Below are 20455 nucleotides of genomic sequence, written 5' to 3' on the forward strand. Positions count from 1 at the left end.
CCGTGTCTCAGTCCCAGTGTGGCCGATCACCCTCTCAGGTCGGCTACGCATCGTTGCCTTGGTGAGCCGTTACCTCACCAACTAGCTAATGCGACGCGGGTCCATCCATAAGTGACAGCCGAAGCCGCCTTTCAATTTCGAACCATGCGGTTCAAAATGTTATCCGGTATTAGCCCCGGTTTCCCGGAGTTATCCCAGTCTTATGGGCAGGTTACCCACGTGTTACTCACCCGTCCGCCGCTAACTTCATAAGAGCAAGCTCTTAATCCATTCGCTCGACTTGCATGTATTAGGCACGCCGCCAGCGTTCATCCTGAGCCAGGATCAAACTCTCCAATAAAGTTAGTTTGTCTAGCATCTAAAATAAAAATTGACGTTTCACGTTGTTTGTTCCGTTCAGTTTTCAAAGAACTACTTCGTCGCTCAGAAGCGACTTTATCAATATAACATTTCGTTATATTTTAGTCAACAACTTTTTTCAATAAGTTGTTTTTCGTTTGTTTTGTTTGTTACCTTTCGTGGCAACGAATATAAATATACCAGTTTGATTATTAAAATGCAATAGTTTTTCTAATAAAATTTTTAACTTAGTAAAAAAGTATAAAAACAGCACTTTTCTTCTATATAAATATAATTTCTTCCAACGTCAACATCTAATCTCCACGCTCATACTCAAATAAAGTGAAACTTTAATCAAGCCTCATCAATCGCGATAAAAAAAGCTTTGGAGAAATCTCCAAAGCTTAGTCTTGTTTATGACGCATAGCAGGGAATAATAGTACGTCACGAATAGATGGTGCATTCGTTAATAACATAACAAGACGATCAATACCAATTCCTAGTCCACCTGTAGGAGGCATACCATACTCAAGAGCTTCGATATAATCATCATCCATCATGTGAGCTTCATCATTACCTTGTTCGCGTTCTTTTAATTGCGCTTCAAAACGTTCTTTCTGATCGATTGGATCATTTAATTCAGTGAATGCATTTGCATGTTCACGTGCAACGATAAATAATTCGAAACGATCTGTGAATCGTGGATCTTCGTCATTCTTTTTCGCAAGTGGCGAAATTTCTACCGGATGACCGTAAATAAATGTTGGTTGGATTAATTTATCTTCTACTTTTTGCTCGAAGAATTCATTAATAATATGACCAACTTCCATTGTATCCTTAATTTCTACATTATGTTCTTTTGCAAGTTCACGCGCTTCTTCTACACTCATCGGATTCCAGAAATCTGCTCCAGAATGTTCTTTAATTGCATCTACCATATGAAGACGTGTCCATTCTGGTTCTAGATTAATTTCATAATCACCATACTGGATTGTCGTTGTACCTAGTACTTGCTTCGCGATATGAGCAACCATATTTTCTGTTAGTTTCATAATATCTTTATAATCAGCATACGCTTCATATAATTCAATCATCGTAAACTCGGGATTATGACGAGTTGATACACCCTCGTTACGGAATACACGGCCGATTTCATAAACTTTTTCTAATCCACCCACAATAAGGCGTTTTAAATGAAGTTCAATTGCGATACGCATATATAATTCCATATCTAACGCATTATGGTGCGTAATAAAAGGACGCGCAGAAGCTCCACCTGCAATTGCGTGCATCATAGGTGTTTCCACTTCAAGATAACCATTGTCATCTAAGTATCTTCTCATTTCACGAATGATTTTACTGCGAGTAACAAATGTTTCACGGCTTTCCATACTTGTAATTAAGTCTAAGTAGCGTTGACGGTAGCGTTGTTCAACATCTTTTAATCCATGATATTTATCCGGTAATGGACGAAGAGATTTCGTTAATAGCGTAAAGCCCGTTGCTTTCACCGAAAGTTCTCCAACGTTCGTTTTGAAAACTTTACCTTCAATACCTACTAAGTCACCTAAATCTGCTGTTTTAAATAATTCGTACTCTTCATCTCCAACAGCATCTTTACGAACGTAAATTTGAACTTGTCCATGTAAATCTTGAATATGTGCAAATCCAGCTTTTCCTTTACCGCGTTTTGTCATAATACGACCAGCGATAGAAACAGAGATTTCTTTCTCCTCTAATTCTTCTTTAGAGAACTCTCCATATAGGCTTAATAATTCATTTGTTGCATTTGTACGTTCAAAACGTTTACCGAACGGATCGATCCCTTGCTCACGTAAGTTATGTAGCTTTTCACGACGAACAAGCAATTGGTCGTTTAATTCTTCGTGGTTCATGTTATCCATGGTATTGATATCACTCCAGCTCTATTAATTTTTACAATATATACAGTATAGCATTTTCTACTCAACTAGAAAAACTGCCAGCAACTAACTGGCAGTTCTTCTTTCTTTCACGTAATTATAGGAAGTGTATAGAAGAATGTCAATCTTCCCTTCCTATTATTAACCAACGTGAATTGTTTGTCGTTTCGCTTCTACTTCTTCTACAAATGTACCTAACACATTTGCAAGGTCTTCACGCGTATTACAAGCATTGATACCATTACGTACAGTTGCATTACCACGAATGCCCTTTAAATACCAAGCTGCGTGCTTTCTCATCTCTCTTACAGCGACATTTTCATTCTTTAAATCGATCAGACGATCTAGATGCAACATACATACGTCAATTTTCTCATTTACTGTCGGTTCCGGCATTAATTCACCAGTCTCTAAATACTTTACCGTACGATAAATCATCCATGGATCTCCAAGGGCAGCGCGGCCAATCATAACACCATCTACACCAATTTCATCAAGCATACGCTTTGCATCTTGCGGCGTTGCGACATCGCCATTTCCAATAACCGGGATATTTACAGCTTGCTTTACTTGTTTAATAATATCCCAATCCGCTTTTCCTTCATACATTTGTACTCGTGTGCGCCCATGAACTGCTACCGCTTGTCCACCAGCACGCTCAACAGCTTTCGCATTCTCGATTGCGAAAATATGATCCTCATCCCAACCGATACGCATTTTTACTGTAACTGGTTTTTCTACAGCATCTACAACTGCCGCTACCATTTCATATATTTTATTTGGGTCTAAAAGCCACTTTGCTCCTGCATCACACTTAACGATTTTTGGTACTGGGCACCCCATATTAATATCAATGATGTCTGCTGTCGTATATTGATCTACGTATTTCGCAGCATCTACAAGAGTTTCTTTCTCGCCACCAAAAATTTGTAAACTTAATGGCTTTTCTCTCTCATCAATATATAACATATCTAATGTTCTTTTATTGTTCAGTAGTATCGCCTTATCACTTACCATTTCAGCACAAACTAGGCCTGCACCGAATTCTTTTACTGTCAAACGGAATGCAGAGTTACACACTCCCGCCATCGGTGCTAATACAACCGGATTTTTCATCTCAATATTTGCGATTTTTAACACTCGATTTACTCCTTCCTTCATGGTCACTTTGGCATTAGCTCATCTATCGAGACCTTTAATGCTTTAGCAACTTCCACTATAAAGTCTTGGGAAGGCGATCGATTCCCTCGCTCAACTTCACCTAAAACAGATACAGATACCCCTAATTCTTTTGCAAAACCTTCTTGCGTATAACCTTTTAGTTTTCGAAAAGCACGAATGCGTCTTCCCCATTTTTCTGCTTCCATACCGTTACTCCCTCTCGCCTTTTCATTTCTTCTACTTGTGAACGTGAAATGTTTTGTTTTATATCTTGATTAATCTCTAACAACGGAACGATAACAAAAGCTCTTTCGAACATCCGCGGATGCGGAACAATAAGATTCTCTGCTTCAATATTTTCTTGATTATATAGTAAAATGTCAAGGTCGATAGTCCTAGGTCCCCACCTAATTTCCCTTTTTCTTCCTAGGTCATTTTCTACTTTTTGCGTTACTTTCAATAATTCTTGCGGTGATAAATTGGTAGAAATTTTTATAACTAAATTTAAAAAGCAACTTTGGTCAGTATAGCCAACTGGTTCCGTTTCATATACAGACGAAACATCCTCAACTTTGATATAAGGATTTTTATTTAGAAACTGAATCGCTTCAATTAAATACGTATAACGCTCTCCAATATTTGAACCTAATGCAATGTAAGCTATATTATTCATGGACGTTCTCTCGTAATTTCTACCGCTACAGCACGATAATGTCCTGGTATCGGCGGATCTGGTTTAATTACCTTTATCGTACATCTTGAAATACTCTCATATTGTTTCAATATATCTGTAGCAATATTTTCAGCAATACTCTCTACAAGCTTATATGTTCTATCTTCTACAACTTTCCTACATAATTCGAAAAGCTCTCCATAATTAACAGAATGCTCTAAGTCATCACTTTCTCCTGCTTGTTTCAAATCTAATTCCACCGTTAAGTCCACTTTAAATCTCTGGCCCAATTTATTTTCCTCTGGGAATACACCATGATAACCGTAAAACTCCATATCATGAATATAAATTTTATCCAATTACTTTACCCCCTTACCAATCATCGCATCCATCATCTTAGCCATACGTGCCATTTCCTTCACATCATGAACACGAACAAACTCACAACCCTTTTCAATACCAAGACAAACGGTAGCTCCCGTCCCCTCAAGACGTTCTTCTACCGGTAAATCTAGCACATGCCCAATAAAGGACTTTCTTGAAGTCCCTAAGAGAACTGGATAACCTAGTACGTTTAACTGTTCTAAATTACGCATCACTTCTAAATTTTGTTCAGGTGTTTTAGCAAAACCGATGCCTGGGTCTAAAATGATATTCTCATCTCGTACACCAGCATCTTTAGCAATTTTAATACTGTCATATAAATCAGCAACCATATCAGCCATTAAATTACGATAATTCATGTTATCGCGATTATTCATTAAGATAATAGGTACATCGTAATGAGCCGCAACTTCAGCGATTTTCGGTTCCGCCTTCGCTCCCCAAACATCATTAATAATATGAGCACCAGCTTCGATCGCTTGTTTTGCAACTTCCGCTTTATATGTGTCGATAGAAATAGGCAATTTCACCTCTTTTGAGACAGCCTGAATCATTGGAACAACTCGTTTTATTTCTTCTTCCACTGACACTTTAGCAAAGCCCGGACGAGTAGATTCGCCACCAATATCAATAATATGAGCACCTTCATCTCGCATTTCTTTCGCATGGCGCACTGCAGCATCTACCTCGTTGTAACTCCCACCATCAGAAAACGAATCTGGTGTTACATTTAAAATCCCCATAATTAACGTTTTTTCATTTAAGTTCAATGTATATTCGCCGCAGCGCAAATCATAATCCCACTTCAAACTACACATCTCCTCTTCGTAATTCATTTCTGCTCCACAATTTCTCTCTCTGCATTTCATAAAGGTTCATAAATCTTTTTGTAACCATACCTACTTTACCCGGGAAATCTCGTCCCTCTATACGATTAAGCGGAACAATTTCTTGAATCGAGTTTGTTACGAAGACTTCATCGGCTGAAAGTAATTCATCTTTTGTAAAGAAACCTTCTTTTACTTCTATACCAATCTCTTCAGCAACCTTTATAATAAACGCACGAGTGATACCATTTAAAATCCCTGTTTCAAGCGAAGGTGTATATAAAATATCACCTTTCACAAAAAAGAGATTCGAAACAATACCCTCTGCAACATAACCTACTTCAGTCAGGAAAATCCCTTCCTTATTCACACCATTTCCAATTTCACGTTTCCCCAAAATGTTATTTAAATAATGGTGAGACTTCAAGCGAGATGCACCCTCTGGTGTATTTCTCACTTGATTTAAGACAACCCCTTCTTTTTCCACTACATCTCCCGGGGCCGCTAAAGGTTTTATAAAAACAATAATAGACGGCTCTTCATACATTTCTGTTTGCAATCCAATTTCATCTATACCCGCCGATACATTAAAACGGACATACGCATGCTCTAATTTATTCTTAACGAGTAAATTCTTCAAAATAAGCATTACTTCATCTTTCGTCATCGACCATTTAATTTGCAACGTATCCAGCGCATCTATTAAACGGTCATAATGATCATCCAATAAGAAAGGATGACCATTATAAATACGAAAAGTCTCAAAAACTCCAAGACCATATAAATAACCATGATCATAAGGAGAAATTCTCGCTTCACTCGATTCTACATACTGACCATTTACGTAAATTAACATGATGTCACACTTGGACTATATTTACGAATGAAATTCTGCAACAACTCTTTCCCGTGAGAAGTCATAATAGATTCCGGGTGGAACTGCACACCTTCAATCGGTAATGTTGTATGGCGGAGCGCCATAATTTCCCCTTCTTCTGTCCAAGACGTTACCTCTAAACAATCAGGTAACGTCTCTTTCTTAACAATAAGGGAATGATAGCGCGTCGCGGTAAACGGATTAGGGATATCCGAAAAAATCGTCTTCTCATCATGATGCATAAGCGATGTTTTCCCATGCATTAATCGCTCTGCCCGGACAACCTCTCCACCAAACACTTGCGCAATAGATTGATGCCCAAGACAAACCCCAAAAATCGGAATCTTTCCAGCAAAGTATCGAATAACCTCCATACTAATCCCTGCCTCATTCGGACTACATGGACCTGGCGAAATCATTAAAAAGTCTGGTTTCATATTCTCAATATCTGAAATAGTCACTTCATCGTTACGTTTAACAACAAGCTCTTGTCCAAGTTCTCCAAGAAACTGCACTAAATTAAATGTAAAAGAATCATAATTATCAATCATTAATATCATTTCTCTCACCTAACCGTTTCTTCGCTACGTTCTTTTGCACGCCATAAAGCAATCGCCTTTTTTAACGACTCTTTATATTCATTTTCCGGATTTGAATCAATTACAATTCCCGCCCCCGCTTGTACATGCGCTTTTCCATCTTTAGCAAGAAGTGTCCTAATCACAATATTCAATTCTGTATCTCCAGAATAACCAATCCAACCAATTGAACCTGTATAAATCCCTCGGCGAACAGGTTCTAATTCTTCAATAATTTCCATCGTACGTATTTTCGGGGCACCAGTAATTGTCCCCCCAGGGAATACAGCCTTCACTAAATCAAAAGCGTCTTTATCTTCTTCCACCTCACCACGCACATTAGAAACAATATGCATAACGTGTGAGTATTTCTCAATTACCATAAATTCATCTACTTCTACAGTGCCATATTTACAAACACGCCCTAAATCATTTCGCTCTAAATCTACAAGCATGACATGCTCTGCTCGTTCCTTTTCATTCTCAATTAATTCTCTTGCCAACTCTTCATCCTCTTGCTCATTCGCCCCTCTAGATCTCGTTCCAGCAATTGGTCTTGTACTTACTTCAGTTCCTTGTTTCTTAATTAGCAACTCCGGCGATCCACTAACAATTTGAAAATCCCCAAGCTCTAAATAACCCATATATGGAGATGGATTAATTTCGCGAAGACTTGTATAAATTTCTAATGGATGTGTTTGTAACGTTCTTTCTTGTCTTGTTGACAAGTTCACTTGGAACACATCACCAGCACCAATATATTCTTGAATACATTCAACTGCCTTCATAAAACCTTCTTCAGTAAAAGCAACTGCTTCACTTTTCTTTTCAGGGCACGCAAACGGCATAGTCACTTCTGGCGCTTCTGTCGTCCAAAGAGCCTTCCATTCATTTAATCGTTCTTTTGCCTCTTCATGCTTATCTGCATAATGTGTAATAATCCATAATACTTTTTCCTCTTGATCATACACAAACACATCATCAAATAATAAAAAGAATATGTCAGGTATATTAATATCATCCTCGGCAAGAGAAGGAAGTTTTTCAATATAACGGATGCAATCATAACTAAAGTAGCCAATTGCACCACCTTGAAAAGGCGGGTATTCCGGATTATAATCCGTTTTCCATCGCTCCATATATTCCTGCATTAAATCTAATGGGTTTCCTTGCTTTATTGTTTCCTTACCACTTTCACTTATATGTAACGTTTCACCCTTCCCTCGGATTACCGCTACCGGGTTTAAGCCCACAATGTTATAACGACCGCCACGCCCACTCTCTAACAAAATATGTTGCGGTTTATCCTTAGAAAGAAATTTATATTGCTTAAAGAAATCTAACTGATATGGAATAGAAAGCGCTAAAGATTTTCTTCGTTGCATATCAACACCCCGTCTTCTTTTATCCCACCCTCTTATATTAACCACTTCAAACTACATTCGTTATGTATATAGAAGAGTTATACTCGAAGGCTAGTGAAAATAAATTAATTATACTACCTCTTATTTTACATGAAGTTTTCTAGTCATTCACTCTTTTCCTATTTCCAATCCAAAAAGAAAAAGCATCCTTTTTCAAGGATGCTTTTTCAATCACATATAATTAAGACTCAAATTGATAAAGTGGTGTACTTAAATAACGTTCACCGTTACTTGGGATAATAACAAGTACCTTTTTCCCTTTACCTAACTTTTTCGCAATTTCTGTTGCTGCATAAATAACTGCTCCAGAAGAGATACCAACTAGAATACCTTCCTCTTTAGCCACTCTTCTTGCATATTCAAACGCTTGCTCCGTTTTCACTTGAACAATTTCATCATATACTTCTACATCCAATGTCTCTGGGATAAATCCAGCCCCAATTCCTTGGATTTTATGCGGGCCTGGTTTCCCACCAGATAATACTGGTGAATCCGCAGGTTCTACTGCATAAATTTTAATATCTTTATATGCTTCCTTCAGCACTTCACCAGCACCAGTAATCGTTCCACCCGTACCAATACCTGCAATAAACGCATCTAATTGGTCGCCCATTTGTTCAACAATTTCTGGACCTGTTGTTAAACGGTGAATTTCTGGATTCGATTGGTTTTTGAACTGTTGTGGTATAAAGTAACCATTCTCTTTTGCTAATTCAGTCGCTTTACGAATTGCTCCACCCATTCCTTCAGGCCCTGGAGTCAATACTAATTCCGCACCGTAAGCACGTAATAAATTACGACGCTCAATACTCATTGTTTCTGGCATTACTAAAATTGCCTTATATCCTTTAGCAGCCGCTACCATCGCTAAACCAATTCCCGTGTTACCACTTGTCGGTTCAATGATTGTATCGCCTTCTTTTAATAATCCTTTTTTCTCAGCATCTTCAATCATAGCTAATGCGATACGATCTTTAACGCTGCTCCCTGGGTTCATAAACTCTAATTTTAAGTATATATCTGCGCTGTCTGATTCTACGATGCGGTTCAACTTAACGATCGGCGTTTTCCCGATTAATTCTGAAACTGATTGTGCCACTCGCATTCCTGTCACTCCTAACACCGAGTATTTTTATTGGTTTTATCTATATTTAGATTTTGTCAGAAAATTCCCTGTTTGTCAATGTATTTAGAGGTGAATTGCCTTATTACAAATTCTCAATTAAATTTGTAATATCTTCTTTAGAGAACTTGTATCGCTCATTACAGAAATGACAATGAACTTCTGTTTCTTCTTCTTCTTCACGAACTTGCTCTAACTCCGTTTTACCTAAACTAATTAACACACTCTCGATACGTTCGCGTGAGCATGTGCAATTAAATTGAACATCCATCGTTTCTAATACTTTCACCTTATCTTCTCCAAGAACTGCATACAGTAACTCTTCTGGAGAAAGCCCTTGTTCGATCAATGTTGATACAGGAGGAATTTTCTGTAAACGCTCTTCAATGAATGAAATTGTTTCTTCCTGTGCACCTGGCATAATTTGAAGAATAAATCCACCCGCCGCTAATATGCTATCATCTCCATTTACAAGGACACCAACACCTACAGAAGAAGGCGTCTGCTCAGAAACTGCAAAATAATACGTGAAGTCTTCTCCTAATTCTCCTGAAACAATTGGAGATTGACCAATAAACGGCTCACGCATACCAATATCTTTAATTACCGTTACAAATCCTTCAGTACCCACCGCTTGATATACACGTAATTTCCCTTGTTCTGTTCCTTCAAAGTCAACATGCGGATTCGTTACATAACCACGTACATCCCCATTTGCATGAGCATCTACTAAGATAGGACCAATCGGGCCATTACCTTCTACCTTAATCGTTAACTTTTGGTCACCTTTTAACATTGCACCCATCATTGTACCTGCAGTTAAAGAACGACCAAGTGCCGCTGAAGCTGTTCTCCATGTATCATGACGTCTTTGCGCCTCACTTACCGTGTTTGTAGTACGTACACTATACGCACGCACTTCCCCATCAAACGCTAACGCTTTTACTAAATAATCTTTCATACTTATTTATTCACCTTTCTCATGCTGTAAATTTGCATTACGCTCGTATAACATATACAAACCTTTTAATGTTAAGAATGGATCTACAACATCAATTACATTCGATTCTTCTGAAATTAATTTCGCCAATCCACCTGTTGCAATAACTTTCGGTTCTTGTTTAGCTTCCTCTTTCATGCGCTTAACAATACCTTCCACTTGTCCAACATAACCATAAAGAATACCAGACTGCATCGCACTTACCGTATTCTTCCCAACTACACTGCTTGGTTTTGTAATTTCAATACGAGGAAGTTTTGCCGCTCTACTATATAAAGCCTCTGCTGAAATCATAATTCCTGGTGTAATAACTCCACCCATATAATGCTTTTCTTCGTTAATATAACAATATGTAGTAGCCGTACCAAAATCGACAATAATAAGCGGACTTCCATATAAGTGGATTCCTGCTACTGCATTTACGATTCGATCCGCACCTACTTCACGTGGATTTTCATATTTAATATTTAGCCCCGTTTTTATTCCAGGACCTACTACAAGCGGCTTAATTTTAAAATACTTTTCACACATGCGCTCTAAAGCAAACATAATTGGTGGTACGACTGAAGACACGATAATACCTTTCACATCTTCAAACGAAAGACCCTCATGCTCAAGCAACTGTTTTACAAGCATTCCATATTCATCTTCTGTCTTATGACGATCTGTTTCCATGCGCCAATGTTGACGAAGTTCCCCCTCTTCAAACACGCCCAGTACAGCATTTGTGTTCCCTACATCCAATACAAAAATCATATTCTCACCACTTATCTTATTTAATCTATATTTGTGCAGTATGTATAAAACTTATAAAAACATCATATCACACATACTTATATAATCAGCTTTTCTATCCTCATCATTTTACAAAAAGATTACTCCCTATTTCAATTTTTAGTACCAGATTTATTTAAATTCTTTTTCTACTTAGTTCCCTTCTACAAATAAAAAAGGAGTGACTATCGTCACTCCTTCATCTCTTCTTACTTATCTTCTGATTCTTCATCGTCCTTCTTCATGTTGATGTTTACTTTCACATCAGCTGAAGATGTTGGACGTTCTGGCAATCTGCCATAGTCACATAAATGATTGATTTGCTCTGCATCTAACGTTTCTACTTCAAGTAACGTTTTCGCAATAAGATCTAGTTTATCACGATTGTCAGTAAGAATTTGTTTTGCACGAGCATAACATTCTTTCATAATCGTTTGCATTTCCATATCGATTTCGTGTGCAATCGCATCACTATAGTTTTGTTCTGAATGGAAGTCTCTTCCTAAGAACACTTGACCACCTTGTGAGCTACCAAATTGCATTGGTCCAAGCTTATCACTCATACCAAATTCCGTTACCATACGTCTTGCAATACCAGTCGCACGTTGGAAGTCATTATGAGCACCTGTACTCACTTCACCAAATACAATTTCTTCAGCTACTCGACCACCAAGTAAACCAGTGATTTTATCAAGTAACTCTGGTTTTGTCATGAAGTAACGATCTTCCTTCGGAAGCATTACTGCATATCCACCAGCTTGACCACGAGGGACAATTGTTACTTTATGAACGACATCAGCTTCATCAAGAACAACACCAATTACAGTGTGGCCCGCTTCATGGAAAGCAACGATATTACGTTCTTTTTCAGAGATAACACGACTTTTCTTAGCCGGACCTGCAATAACACGATCCGTTGCTTCATCAATGTCACTCATATCAATTTTTTTCTTATCTTGACGCGCAGCTACTAAAGCAGCTTCGTTTAATAAGTTTTCAAGATCGGCACCAGAGAATCCCGGTGTACGAGTTGCAATTGCTCTTAAGTTGATATTCTCATCAAGCGGTTTATTACGAGCATGTACTTTCAGTACAGCTTCACGGCCATTTACATCTGGACGATCTACTGTAATTTGACGGTCAAAACGACCTGGACGTAATAATGCTGGGTCAAGAATATCAGGACGGTTTGTCGCAGCGATGATAATAATACCTTCGTTTGCACCGAATCCATCCATTTCAACAAGCAATTGGTTTAACGTTTGCTCACGCTCATCATGGCCACCACCAAGACCTGCGCCACGTTGGCGTCCTACCGCATCAATTTCATCAATGAAAATGATACAAGGAGCATTTTTCTTTGCGTTTTCGAATAAATCACGTACACGTGATGCACCGACACCGACGAACATCTCTACGAAATCAGAACCACTGATAGAGAAGAACGGAACGCCTGCCTCACCTGCAACGGCACGTGCTAGTAAAGTTTTACCTGTACCTGGAGGTCCCACTAATAGAACACCCTTCGGAATACGGGCACCAACTTCAGCAAACTTACGAGGATCTTTCAAGAATTCAACTACCTCAACAAGCTCTTGTTTCTCTTCATCCGCTCCAGCAACATCTCTGAAACGAACTTTTTTCTTTTCGTCATTATATAACTTCGCCTTACTTTTCCCGAAGTTCATAACACGGCTACCGCCGCCTTGAGCTTGGTTTAATAAGAAGAAGAATAAAATGAAGATAATGACAAACGGAATGATAGAAGTAAAGAAGGTTACCCAAGCACTTGTTTCTTCTGCTGGTTGATACTTAACTTCAGCACCTTGCGCTTTATCATTAATTTTCTTTTGTAATTCCTCAGTATTTGGTGCATAAGTAACAAATTGTTCTCCCTGGCTAGAGTTATTAAATTGTCCTTTTACTTCAAACACACCATTTTTCGGTTGAAGTTGCACATTACGAACTTCACCTTTTTCTAGTTTAGTAATGAATTTATCGTAGCTAACTGATGTCGTTTTTTGTGTCGAACCATTAAAATAGCTCACGATTCCAATTACTACTAGGAATATCAGTAAATAAAAGATGGTATTACGGAAGATACGATTCATTCCTAACCTCCTCTCACGGCATAAACACTATAGTAAATCGTAACATAGAAAAACTTTCCTATACAATTGTGACGCCTGTATTTAATTAATTTGAGTAAACGCTTGGTTTTAATACTCCTACATAAGGAAGATTACGGTACTGCTCTTTATAATCTAATCCATATCCTACAACAAATTCATGCGGTACAGTAAATCCAACATAATCCGCTTTCAAATCTACCTTACGGCCTGTTGGTTTATCTAATAACGTAACAATTTTTACAGACTTCGCTTTACGATATTTAAATAGGTCTACTAAGTAACTTAGCGTAAGACCGCTATCAATAATATCTTCAACGATTAAAATATCGCGACCTTCTACAGAAGTATCAAGGTCTTTTAAAATTTTTACTTCGCCTGTTGAAACAGTTGAGTGACCGTAACTAGATACAGCCATAAAATCCATTTCAAGATATGTATCTGTTCTCTTTAATAAATCTGCCATGAATGGCATTGCACCCTTTAGTACACCAATCGCAAGAGGTACTGTGTTTTTATAATCCTCTGCAATAATTGCGCCTAATTCGAGCACCTTTTCTTGTATTTGCTCTTCAGAAATTAATACTTTTTCGATATCTTGATTCATCATTTCATTATCCTCCCGGAAGACTCCTTGCTTTTGTAGTGAATAATCATATATTTATCCTTCTTTGCTGTCTCTTTCGAGATAGCAAATGCAGATCGCTTCAACAAGGGTAACCAAATAACATTCCCTCTTGCATCACAAACGACCGGCCATTCTTCTCTTTTTTCTCTTGGCACTTTCGCTTCGATAAAAATAGCTTTTATCTTTTTGGTGCCATTCATACCTTGTATTGACATGCGATCTCCATTTTCTCTAGACCGAATACGAAGCGGATATGATATATCATTATACTTAGCAACAAATACTGTTTCATTCATGTCACTTGGTATATCTTCGCTCACCTCTGTTACAAGTTTATCCCCGTTCGATAGCGTAATTGTCCCGGGAACTGATAAATCCTGTAAAAAAGGGGAAACAATTTCTTGTTTAAATCCAAAGCTACACTCCTCGTATGCGCGAACAATTTTCAAATCACCTGGGAAATCAAGTGAACCCGAAGGTTGTGTCCGCTTAAAAAACTCAATCACTTTGTCAATATGTATAGAGGAAAGAGAAGATGGAATCTTATATTCATAAAGATAGTTTAATATTAGTTGAATCCCTCTTCTTTGTAAAGGCATAGACATGGATTCAAAGGCAGGAATTGATATGCTAATTTGTTTATCACTTTTTTTTGTAATTACTTTATTCATTTTCTCAAAAGCTAATTCCTGCAAATACGCCTCATCCTCTTGCATCTGCATGCTAAATTTTTGGAATTTCTCATGCACTTGTGGGTTTTCTTCTTTCAAATGAGGAAGAACATATTTACGTAATCGATTCCTTGTATATACTTCCTTTTTATTACTTGGATCTATACGAGGAATTATTTTCAGCTTATTACAGTAATCAACAATTTCTTCCTTTGTTACTCCAAGTAACGGCCTAATTAAATATCCATTATGAAAAGGACGCTTCACTGCAATTCCTGCATATCCTTTCGGAGTACTCCCTCGTACAAGACGCATTAAAATCGTCTCTACTTGGTCATCACCATGATGTCCAAGGGCTACATATCTCGCATCATATTTCTTCATTATTCTTTCCAAAAATGCATATCTGCATTCTCTAGCAGCAACCTGTGCATTCATCCCGTATTGCTGTTGATATTGCGACACATTAATTCTTATCGTTTCGCAAATAACTCCCAGTCCTTTACAAAGGTCCTGCACAAACTGTAGGTCCTCATGAGATTCATCACCTCTAAACATGTGATCCACATGCGCCACTACAATTTCAAACTGTTTTGCTGCTCTTTTTTCTAACAAATAATATAGAAGAGCCAAAGAGTCAGGACCACCAGAAACCCCTACAACAATTGTTGAGCGTTCCTTTAATACATCATGCTGCTTTACAAAGTCATCTACCTTTTCAACAAATGTATCTTTCAACTTCGTAATCACCTTTCATTAAACAAGAACAGCAACGTTAGTTACCTTGTTTATAATGGTACAACTTTTACAAACATTGTGCAAAAAAAAGATATACAAAAATTACATTTTTATCTTACATCATCCGTACATATTCACAAAAATAATAACATTATCTTTTAAAGCAAAAAAACCTAGGTATTCACCTAGGTTTTTAGAAAGAAAAAGCGATAAAGGAACATCACACTTCAACTTTATTGTGCCTGCATTCCCACAATTGGAATGGTAGCCCACTTCGGCATATTTTTCTTCACTTTCGCCACCACAATAGTCATATCATCATTTATATAACCATCGCCAGAGCGAATCACCTCTTCCATGATGATATCAGCAATCTCTTGCGGATCTTCAGTTTGTAACTCTTTAATTTTCCGCTTCATCCATAACTCGTGATTCTCCACATGCTGCGCGCCCTCAAAAATCCCATCACTCATCATAATAAGAATATCACCTGTTTTTAATTGCTCACCCACTACATCAACTTCAACATCCTCGATAATTCCCATTGGTAAATTACTTGCTTCAATTTTCAAAATATTATTTGCGCGTTTAACAAAACTCGGCGTCGATCCAATCTTTAAAAACTTCGCACTAGCATCCCGCAAATCTACCATAGCTAAGTCTAATGTCGTAAACATCTCTTCTGTTGTTCTTAAAGAGAGAATAGAGTTAATAGATTTAATCGCTATCTCCTCATCAATGCCTGACTGAAGTATTTTTTGTAATAATTTCACTGTTTCTTTACTCTCCATATGAGCTCTTTGCCCATTTCCCATACCATCACTAATTGCAAGGGCATATTTCCCAACACTTAAATCCATCATCGCATAAGAATCACCCGAAACAAACCCACCGCCTTTCGCGGCTGTGGCCAAGCCGGTATCAAGGGAATACGTTTTTGCTGAACCAAATGATATTAAACTGTGGCCGTTCGGATAAGAAGATTTTTCTTCATGTTTCACAACTATGTTTTCCTTCAGGATATCAGAAAGCATTGGTGCAACTAATTTTTCACACTCTCCATGTTCATTAGATGCAACTGGAATCAACATTTCAATATCAATATTTCCTCTATCTAAACAATAAATATCAACATGCTCTATTTCTACACCAAAATCACGAAACGCTTGCAGAATCTGTTCTTCCTGTACTTGATGATTTTCTCTTTCTCTTTGTATCTCCTTAGCAAAATCCTCCATAACTTTTGATACACCTAACAATTGCTCCGCTACTATTCTACGATTTTCTTTCATTTGTTTTCGTAATTTTTGTCCCTCATAGAAGTGATCTAATTCACCCGCTACTAAATCCGTCACTTTCTTGCCTCTTACGCAATGCTTGTCCCATTCACGAACTAACTTCCGATTATGCTGCAGAGTTCCTTCTTCCGTTTCACTCATTATTTGTTTCATATAATCATACGTTTTATCGAAATTAACTACCCAGCATTGGTCCTTTTTAAAGCATGTTTGACATGTTTTTGCAGTAATTGTACTTAAGAACAAATCTGCCTCCGTCTCTTTATCTTCCTCCTCCACATATCCATATACAGAAAAGCTATTAGATAAAGCAGCAAATACATTGGCAAATTGATTGATTTTATTCGCTGTAACATCACGCATTCTTCTTAAATACTGTTGTTGATCTTGCGAATGCTCCTGTGTGCCTGGCATAAATTTAGCAATACGATCCATAACAAGTTTCGGTGTTAATAAAAAGAAAGCAATCGCCACACCTGATTCAATTAAAGTTGTCACAATGTTTGTTTGCTTGTCTACATATAGCGTAATCAAGCTTGTCCCAATTAATAAACCTAAACTAACACCTAAGCGTTTCCCTTCTTTTAACAAACCACCAAGTAATCCAGAAAAAGCAAGCAGACTAAGTTGGGACAAACTAGAGACATTTGCTAAGCTTAATATTAACCCAGTGACGACCCCTACTGTAGATCCTGTAGCCGCTCCTGCGATAAACGCAAACACAAGCACTAAATACCTAGTAAAAATATGTTGAATAGAAGCGTCATATATGAACCAATCTGTTGTACCAGTTAAAACAGATGCTAGTAATATAATTAAACAAACAATTTCTTCTGTCTCTAACGCTTGTTGTTTCCCTTTTCTTTCTACTAAAAGCGGGACACTTTGTAAAAATATCATAGTTAATACGAAGCTAAGCCCTGCCTCAATCGTACTAACGAGTAAATCGTACATGGTAACAGTTTGTTGTGCAAAATATACGACAACTAAATGTGCAGTTAATGCGGAGATAAATACTTGGAATGGTACAAGTCCAACAGTTTTACGTGTAAACCGACTAAAGAAGATATTATAAATGAAGAAAGTAAAAATAGATGCAAAGGTAAAGAATAAATTATCTATCGAAACTGAAAGTGCGCCCCCCATTAGGGCCAAGAATGCGAGCGGCATTTTATCCCGCTTCATAACATAAACAGCAGCAAAAAACGGTAGTGCAAACGGTAAAATGTTTGTTAATATATATGCTCGTCCCAAAAGAAAACCAATAACAACAATAATAAATCCCCATCTAAAGAAAACTTGCTCAAACTTCATTCGCAACTTACTCGTCCACTTTACTCCTCCAAGCTGACCTTCATTCATTGCCAATGCACTTGTATTCATAGTATTCCTTCCTGCTTTAGGCATATTTTTAACACCACCTGCATAGTTTAATTACTGTCATTATAAAAGATGATTATTGGGATTTTTGTCAAAACAACAGTTTTCACTTTTATAATCGTTCGACTTTTTATTCGAAATAACTCTACATATATACACAGTATGTATTTTATTTTTAATATTTTAATCGAACATTCAGAAAATATAGGGTGATTTTGTAGAAGTGTTGTATGTCTTAATTTATTTAACAAAAAAAGATCATGCAAATGCGCATGATCTTTTTAGATGACCCGTACGGGATTCGAACCCGTGTTACCGCCGTGAAAGGGCGGTGTCTTAACCACTTGACCAACGGGCCGTTAAATTAAATATAGCGGCGGAGGGGATCGAACCCCCGACCTCACGGGTATGAACCGTACGCTCTAGCCAGCTGAGCTACACCGCCATGTCGTCTTATTTAACGGACAATTAGTATCTTACCTCAGATATAATTTAAAGTCAACACATCTTGAAAACTTTTTTAAAAATATATTTTCACATATAAAAAAGCACCCTGAGCAATCGCCCTGGGCACCTCTCTATATTCTAAGAATTAAACGTTCTTATTATCCGCGACGTGCGCCACGGCCACCACGTTTAGATTCAGTGTTACGCTTTAAAGAAGTTAAACGATCTTCGCTATCCTTTAAGAAACGTGCCATCTTTTGCTCGAATGTTTCTTTTGGAGCGCGGTCGTTACCGCCACCACGGTTATCTCTGTTGAAAGAACGATTACGTTGTGGACGTCCAGAACGTTGTTGATCACCACCGCGTTGGTATTCACCACGTGGACGATCTCCTTCTGTTTTTTCACGCTCTTTCGCTTTTTTAATAGATAGACCAATCTTACCATCTTTTTCAACGTTAATAACTTTTACTTCTACTTGGTCGCCCACTTTTAAGTGATCGTTAATATCTTTCACATAATTATCAGCAACTTCACTAATATGAACAAGACCCGTTAAGCCTTCTGGCAGCTCCACAAAAGCCCCAAAATTTGTAATACCTGTTACTTTACCCTGTAACTTGCTGCCTACCTCGATTGACATAAAAAAAATGCTCCTCCTTAGTGGTTAAAAAGTCAAATTTTACTTTATTATATATAATCCTAAAATATAGTGTCAATAAGACATACTCTACTTAGAAACAGGAAAAATTATCTCCCCTTTTCCAGAGAAGAAATAATCCCTTCTAGCAATCTTTAATACGTACTCTTCATCATTTAACTTTTGAACTTCGTCTTTTAGACTCTTTTCTTTGTTCGTTAATGAATCCAGTTCTTTTTTCATGTCCTTAACTTTTGCTTCTTTTGCTTTAATGGAACTGTTTTGTTGATAAAACGTTACACTAATACTCGCAATAATTGTAAAAGCAAAGACAAGAAAAACCGCTAAACGGCGATAAAGTCGCTTCCTGTTCTCATCCGTTTGTATTATATGCTCTTTAACAGGATTTGGACTCTGTTTTTCGATTGTTCTTTGTCTCAGTTCCCTCATTTCCGAGGTCCCCCTAACTTCTTTTTTATACGCTCCCATAATTGGAAGATATGTCCCTTCAATTTTGCTATATATTGCAGGAAACCTACATGCTTCATTATAAAAAGTTTAACACGATTAGGGAGAAGTTTCCATATGAGCGAAGCAATAAATCGAACAGGCCAGAAAAAAACTTTCCATATGAAAAGTAATATCCAAATCACCATTTTCCATAACACATGTCCAATTGAAAGCAGTATACGAAATAAGAATAATATAAATGCAATAAATAGCTGCGCTATAATAATAACAGGTTTTATCATGAGTAGCTGTATAATTTGAACAAAAAAGTGTGTTGTTTGCACAAAAATATAAATGAGAAAATTTAACAGTCTCATGTATATTGCTTTCAACATGCTTTGATATGCCGCAAAACCACATAATAATGCTAAAAATACATATATACGTAGTTCAGCTTCATTTACAAGAAGTAATACGTAAAAAACGAATAATGCTTGGACAATCCAAAATAGTATATCATGTATAAATACAATCCAACGCTTACGTTCTTGACGTTTTAAAAATCGTTGGTATGTATCTAAAGACGCTCCAATCCAAGCACCCATTCCGATCATTGAGAGCATCGTATACAACTGAATTGTTAGACTCATTTAAACAACTTACTAAAGAAGCCTTTAGTTTTCTCCCCTTGATTCTCATCAATATACAGCATCTCATGAACTTTCCCTTTAATCGATACAACACCTTTTTCTACATCTAAATTTTTCATTTGCAAATTTTGACCGCGAATTGTTAAAAAGCCCATTACGGTCTCAAGTAAAAACTCTTCGCTATCAAAACTCTCTACCTGCTTTACACCGGTAATATCAATTACACGTCTGCCACGCATAATAATATCATGCTCTACAGAAACATTTTGTTGATTAGAAGACATAGGTGAGTAACCATTATTCACGTAAATCCCCCCATACATTTATACTAGCTAATAGTAATG

General features: G+C 37.4%; 20 protein-coding genes, 2 tRNA genes and 1 rRNA gene (1 of these 23 only partly in view). All 23 read right to left on the bottom strand.

From position 1 onward, the window contains the following. Window positions 1-340, bottom strand: a 16S ribosomal RNA gene (locus QCI73_RS27370); it reaches 1212 nt to the left of the window's first position. A gap of 403 nt (window positions 341-743) precedes the next feature. Then, window positions 744-2243 (bottom strand): lysine--tRNA ligase, encoded by a 1500-nt coding sequence (gene lysS / locus QCI73_RS27375; RefSeq protein WP_000369678.1) that lies wholly within the window; start codon window positions 2241-2243, stop codon window positions 744-746. A 159-nt stretch (window positions 2244-2402) separates the two neighbouring features. Further along, window positions 2403-3401: a tRNA dihydrouridine synthase DusB gene (dusB, locus tag QCI73_RS27380; RefSeq protein WP_353824069.1), complete on the bottom strand. Its 999-nt coding sequence runs from the start codon at window positions 3399-3401 to the stop codon at window positions 2403-2405. Window positions 3402-3424: 23 nt separating this feature from the next. Next, window positions 3425-3628 (bottom strand): helix-turn-helix domain-containing protein, encoded by a 204-nt coding sequence (locus QCI73_RS27385; protein ID WP_098254733.1) that lies wholly within the window; start codon window positions 3626-3628, stop codon window positions 3425-3427. Next, window positions 3580-4095 (bottom strand): 2-amino-4-hydroxy-6-hydroxymethyldihydropteridine diphosphokinase, encoded by a 516-nt coding sequence (gene folK, locus QCI73_RS27390; protein ID WP_353824070.1) that lies wholly within the window; start codon window positions 4093-4095, stop codon window positions 3580-3582. Before folK ends, QCI73_RS27385 begins: the two co-directional genes overlap by 49 nt. Continuing rightward, complete coding sequence (folB, locus tag QCI73_RS27395) at window positions 4092-4454, bottom strand: dihydroneopterin aldolase (RefSeq protein WP_000358059.1); 363 nt, start codon at window positions 4452-4454, stop codon at window positions 4092-4094. The genes folK and folB overlap by 4 nt, the downstream gene beginning before the upstream one ends. Next, window positions 4455-5315, bottom strand: a complete 861-nt coding sequence (gene folP, locus QCI73_RS27400; protein ID WP_353824071.1) for a dihydropteroate synthase — start codon at window positions 5313-5315, stop codon at window positions 4455-4457. Beyond that, on the bottom strand, window positions 5290-6162 hold the full coding sequence (gene pabC / locus QCI73_RS27405; RefSeq protein WP_000909886.1) for an aminodeoxychorismate lyase: 873 nt from the start codon (window positions 6160-6162) through the stop codon (window positions 5290-5292). The genes folP and pabC overlap by 26 nt, the downstream gene beginning before the upstream one ends. Beyond that, window positions 6156-6743, bottom strand: a complete 588-nt coding sequence (pabA, locus tag QCI73_RS27410; protein WP_000602300.1) for an aminodeoxychorismate/anthranilate synthase component II — start codon at window positions 6741-6743, stop codon at window positions 6156-6158. Before pabA ends, pabC begins: the two co-directional genes overlap by 7 nt. 5 nt (window positions 6744-6748) lie before the next feature. Continuing rightward, entirely contained in the window at window positions 6749-8146 is a 1398-nt protein-coding gene (gene pabB, locus QCI73_RS27415; RefSeq protein WP_327922736.1) for an aminodeoxychorismate synthase component I, read from the bottom strand. A gap of 220 nt (window positions 8147-8366) precedes the next feature. Next, window positions 8367-9290: a cysteine synthase A gene (gene cysK / locus QCI73_RS27420; RefSeq protein WP_001261701.1), complete on the bottom strand. Its 924-nt coding sequence runs from the start codon at window positions 9288-9290 to the stop codon at window positions 8367-8369. A gap of 103 nt (window positions 9291-9393) precedes the next feature. Further along, on the bottom strand, window positions 9394-10269 hold the full coding sequence (gene hslO / locus QCI73_RS27425; RefSeq protein ID WP_000656366.1) for a redox-regulated molecular chaperone HslO: 876 nt from the start codon (window positions 10267-10269) through the stop codon (window positions 9394-9396). 6 nt (window positions 10270-10275) lie between these two features. Continuing rightward, the gene (locus tag QCI73_RS27430) at window positions 10276-11064 is read right to left on the bottom strand and encodes a type III pantothenate kinase (protein ID WP_000578367.1); all 789 of its coding nucleotides are present in this window, start codon (window positions 11062-11064) and stop codon (window positions 10276-10278) included. Window positions 11065-11291: 227 nt separating this feature from the next. Further along, window positions 11292-13193, bottom strand: coding sequence for an ATP-dependent zinc metalloprotease FtsH (gene ftsH, locus QCI73_RS27435; protein WP_001079659.1), 1902 nt, complete (start codon window positions 13191-13193; stop codon window positions 11292-11294). A gap of 85 nt (window positions 13194-13278) precedes the next feature. Continuing rightward, on the bottom strand, window positions 13279-13821 hold the full coding sequence (hpt, locus tag QCI73_RS27440) for a hypoxanthine phosphoribosyltransferase (RefSeq protein WP_000981838.1): 543 nt from the start codon (window positions 13819-13821) through the stop codon (window positions 13279-13281). Further along, on the bottom strand, window positions 13818-15248 hold the full coding sequence (tilS, locus tag QCI73_RS27445; RefSeq protein ID WP_074606827.1) for a tRNA lysidine(34) synthetase TilS: 1431 nt from the start codon (window positions 15246-15248) through the stop codon (window positions 13818-13820). Before tilS ends, hpt begins: the two co-directional genes overlap by 4 nt. Window positions 15249-15481: 233 nt before the next feature. Then, the gene (gene spoIIE, locus QCI73_RS27450; RefSeq protein ID WP_353824072.1) at window positions 15482-17953 is read right to left on the bottom strand and encodes a stage II sporulation protein E; all 2472 of its coding nucleotides are present in this window, start codon (window positions 17951-17953) and stop codon (window positions 15482-15484) included. Window positions 17954-18212: 259 nt separating this feature from the next. Next, window positions 18213-18284, bottom strand: a tRNA-Glu gene (locus tag QCI73_RS27455). A gap of 13 nt (window positions 18285-18297) precedes the next feature. Then, window positions 18298-18371: transfer RNA gene (locus QCI73_RS27460), tRNA-Met, on the bottom strand. Window positions 18372-18531: 160 nt separating this feature from the next. After that, window positions 18532-19014 (bottom strand): S1 domain-containing RNA-binding protein, encoded by a 483-nt coding sequence (locus tag QCI73_RS27465; RefSeq protein WP_000021452.1) that lies wholly within the window; start codon window positions 19012-19014, stop codon window positions 18532-18534. An 87-nt stretch (window positions 19015-19101) separates the two neighbouring features. Continuing rightward, a complete protein-coding gene (gene divIC, locus QCI73_RS27470; protein ID WP_001208736.1) occupies window positions 19102-19461 on the bottom strand; it encodes a cell division protein DivIC in 360 nt (119 codons plus the stop codon). Then, window positions 19458-20111 carry a spore cortex biosynthesis protein YabQ gene (yabQ, locus tag QCI73_RS27475; protein WP_000059762.1) on the bottom strand — a complete coding sequence of 218 codons (654 nt, stop codon included), beginning with the start codon at window positions 20109-20111 and terminating at the stop codon, window positions 19458-19460. The genes divIC and yabQ overlap by 4 nt, the downstream gene beginning before the upstream one ends. After that, complete coding sequence (yabP, locus tag QCI73_RS27480; protein ID WP_001059101.1) at window positions 20108-20416, bottom strand: sporulation protein YabP; 309 nt, start codon at window positions 20414-20416, stop codon at window positions 20108-20110. Before yabP ends, yabQ begins: the two co-directional genes overlap by 4 nt. Window positions 20417-20455 lie beyond the last annotated feature (39 nt).

Origin of the sequence: Bacillus cereus group sp. MG16, from assembly GCF_040459875.1 — a bacterium.
Taxonomy (GTDB): Bacteria; Bacillota; Bacilli; order Bacillales; family Bacillaceae_G; genus Bacillus_A; species Bacillus_A paranthracis.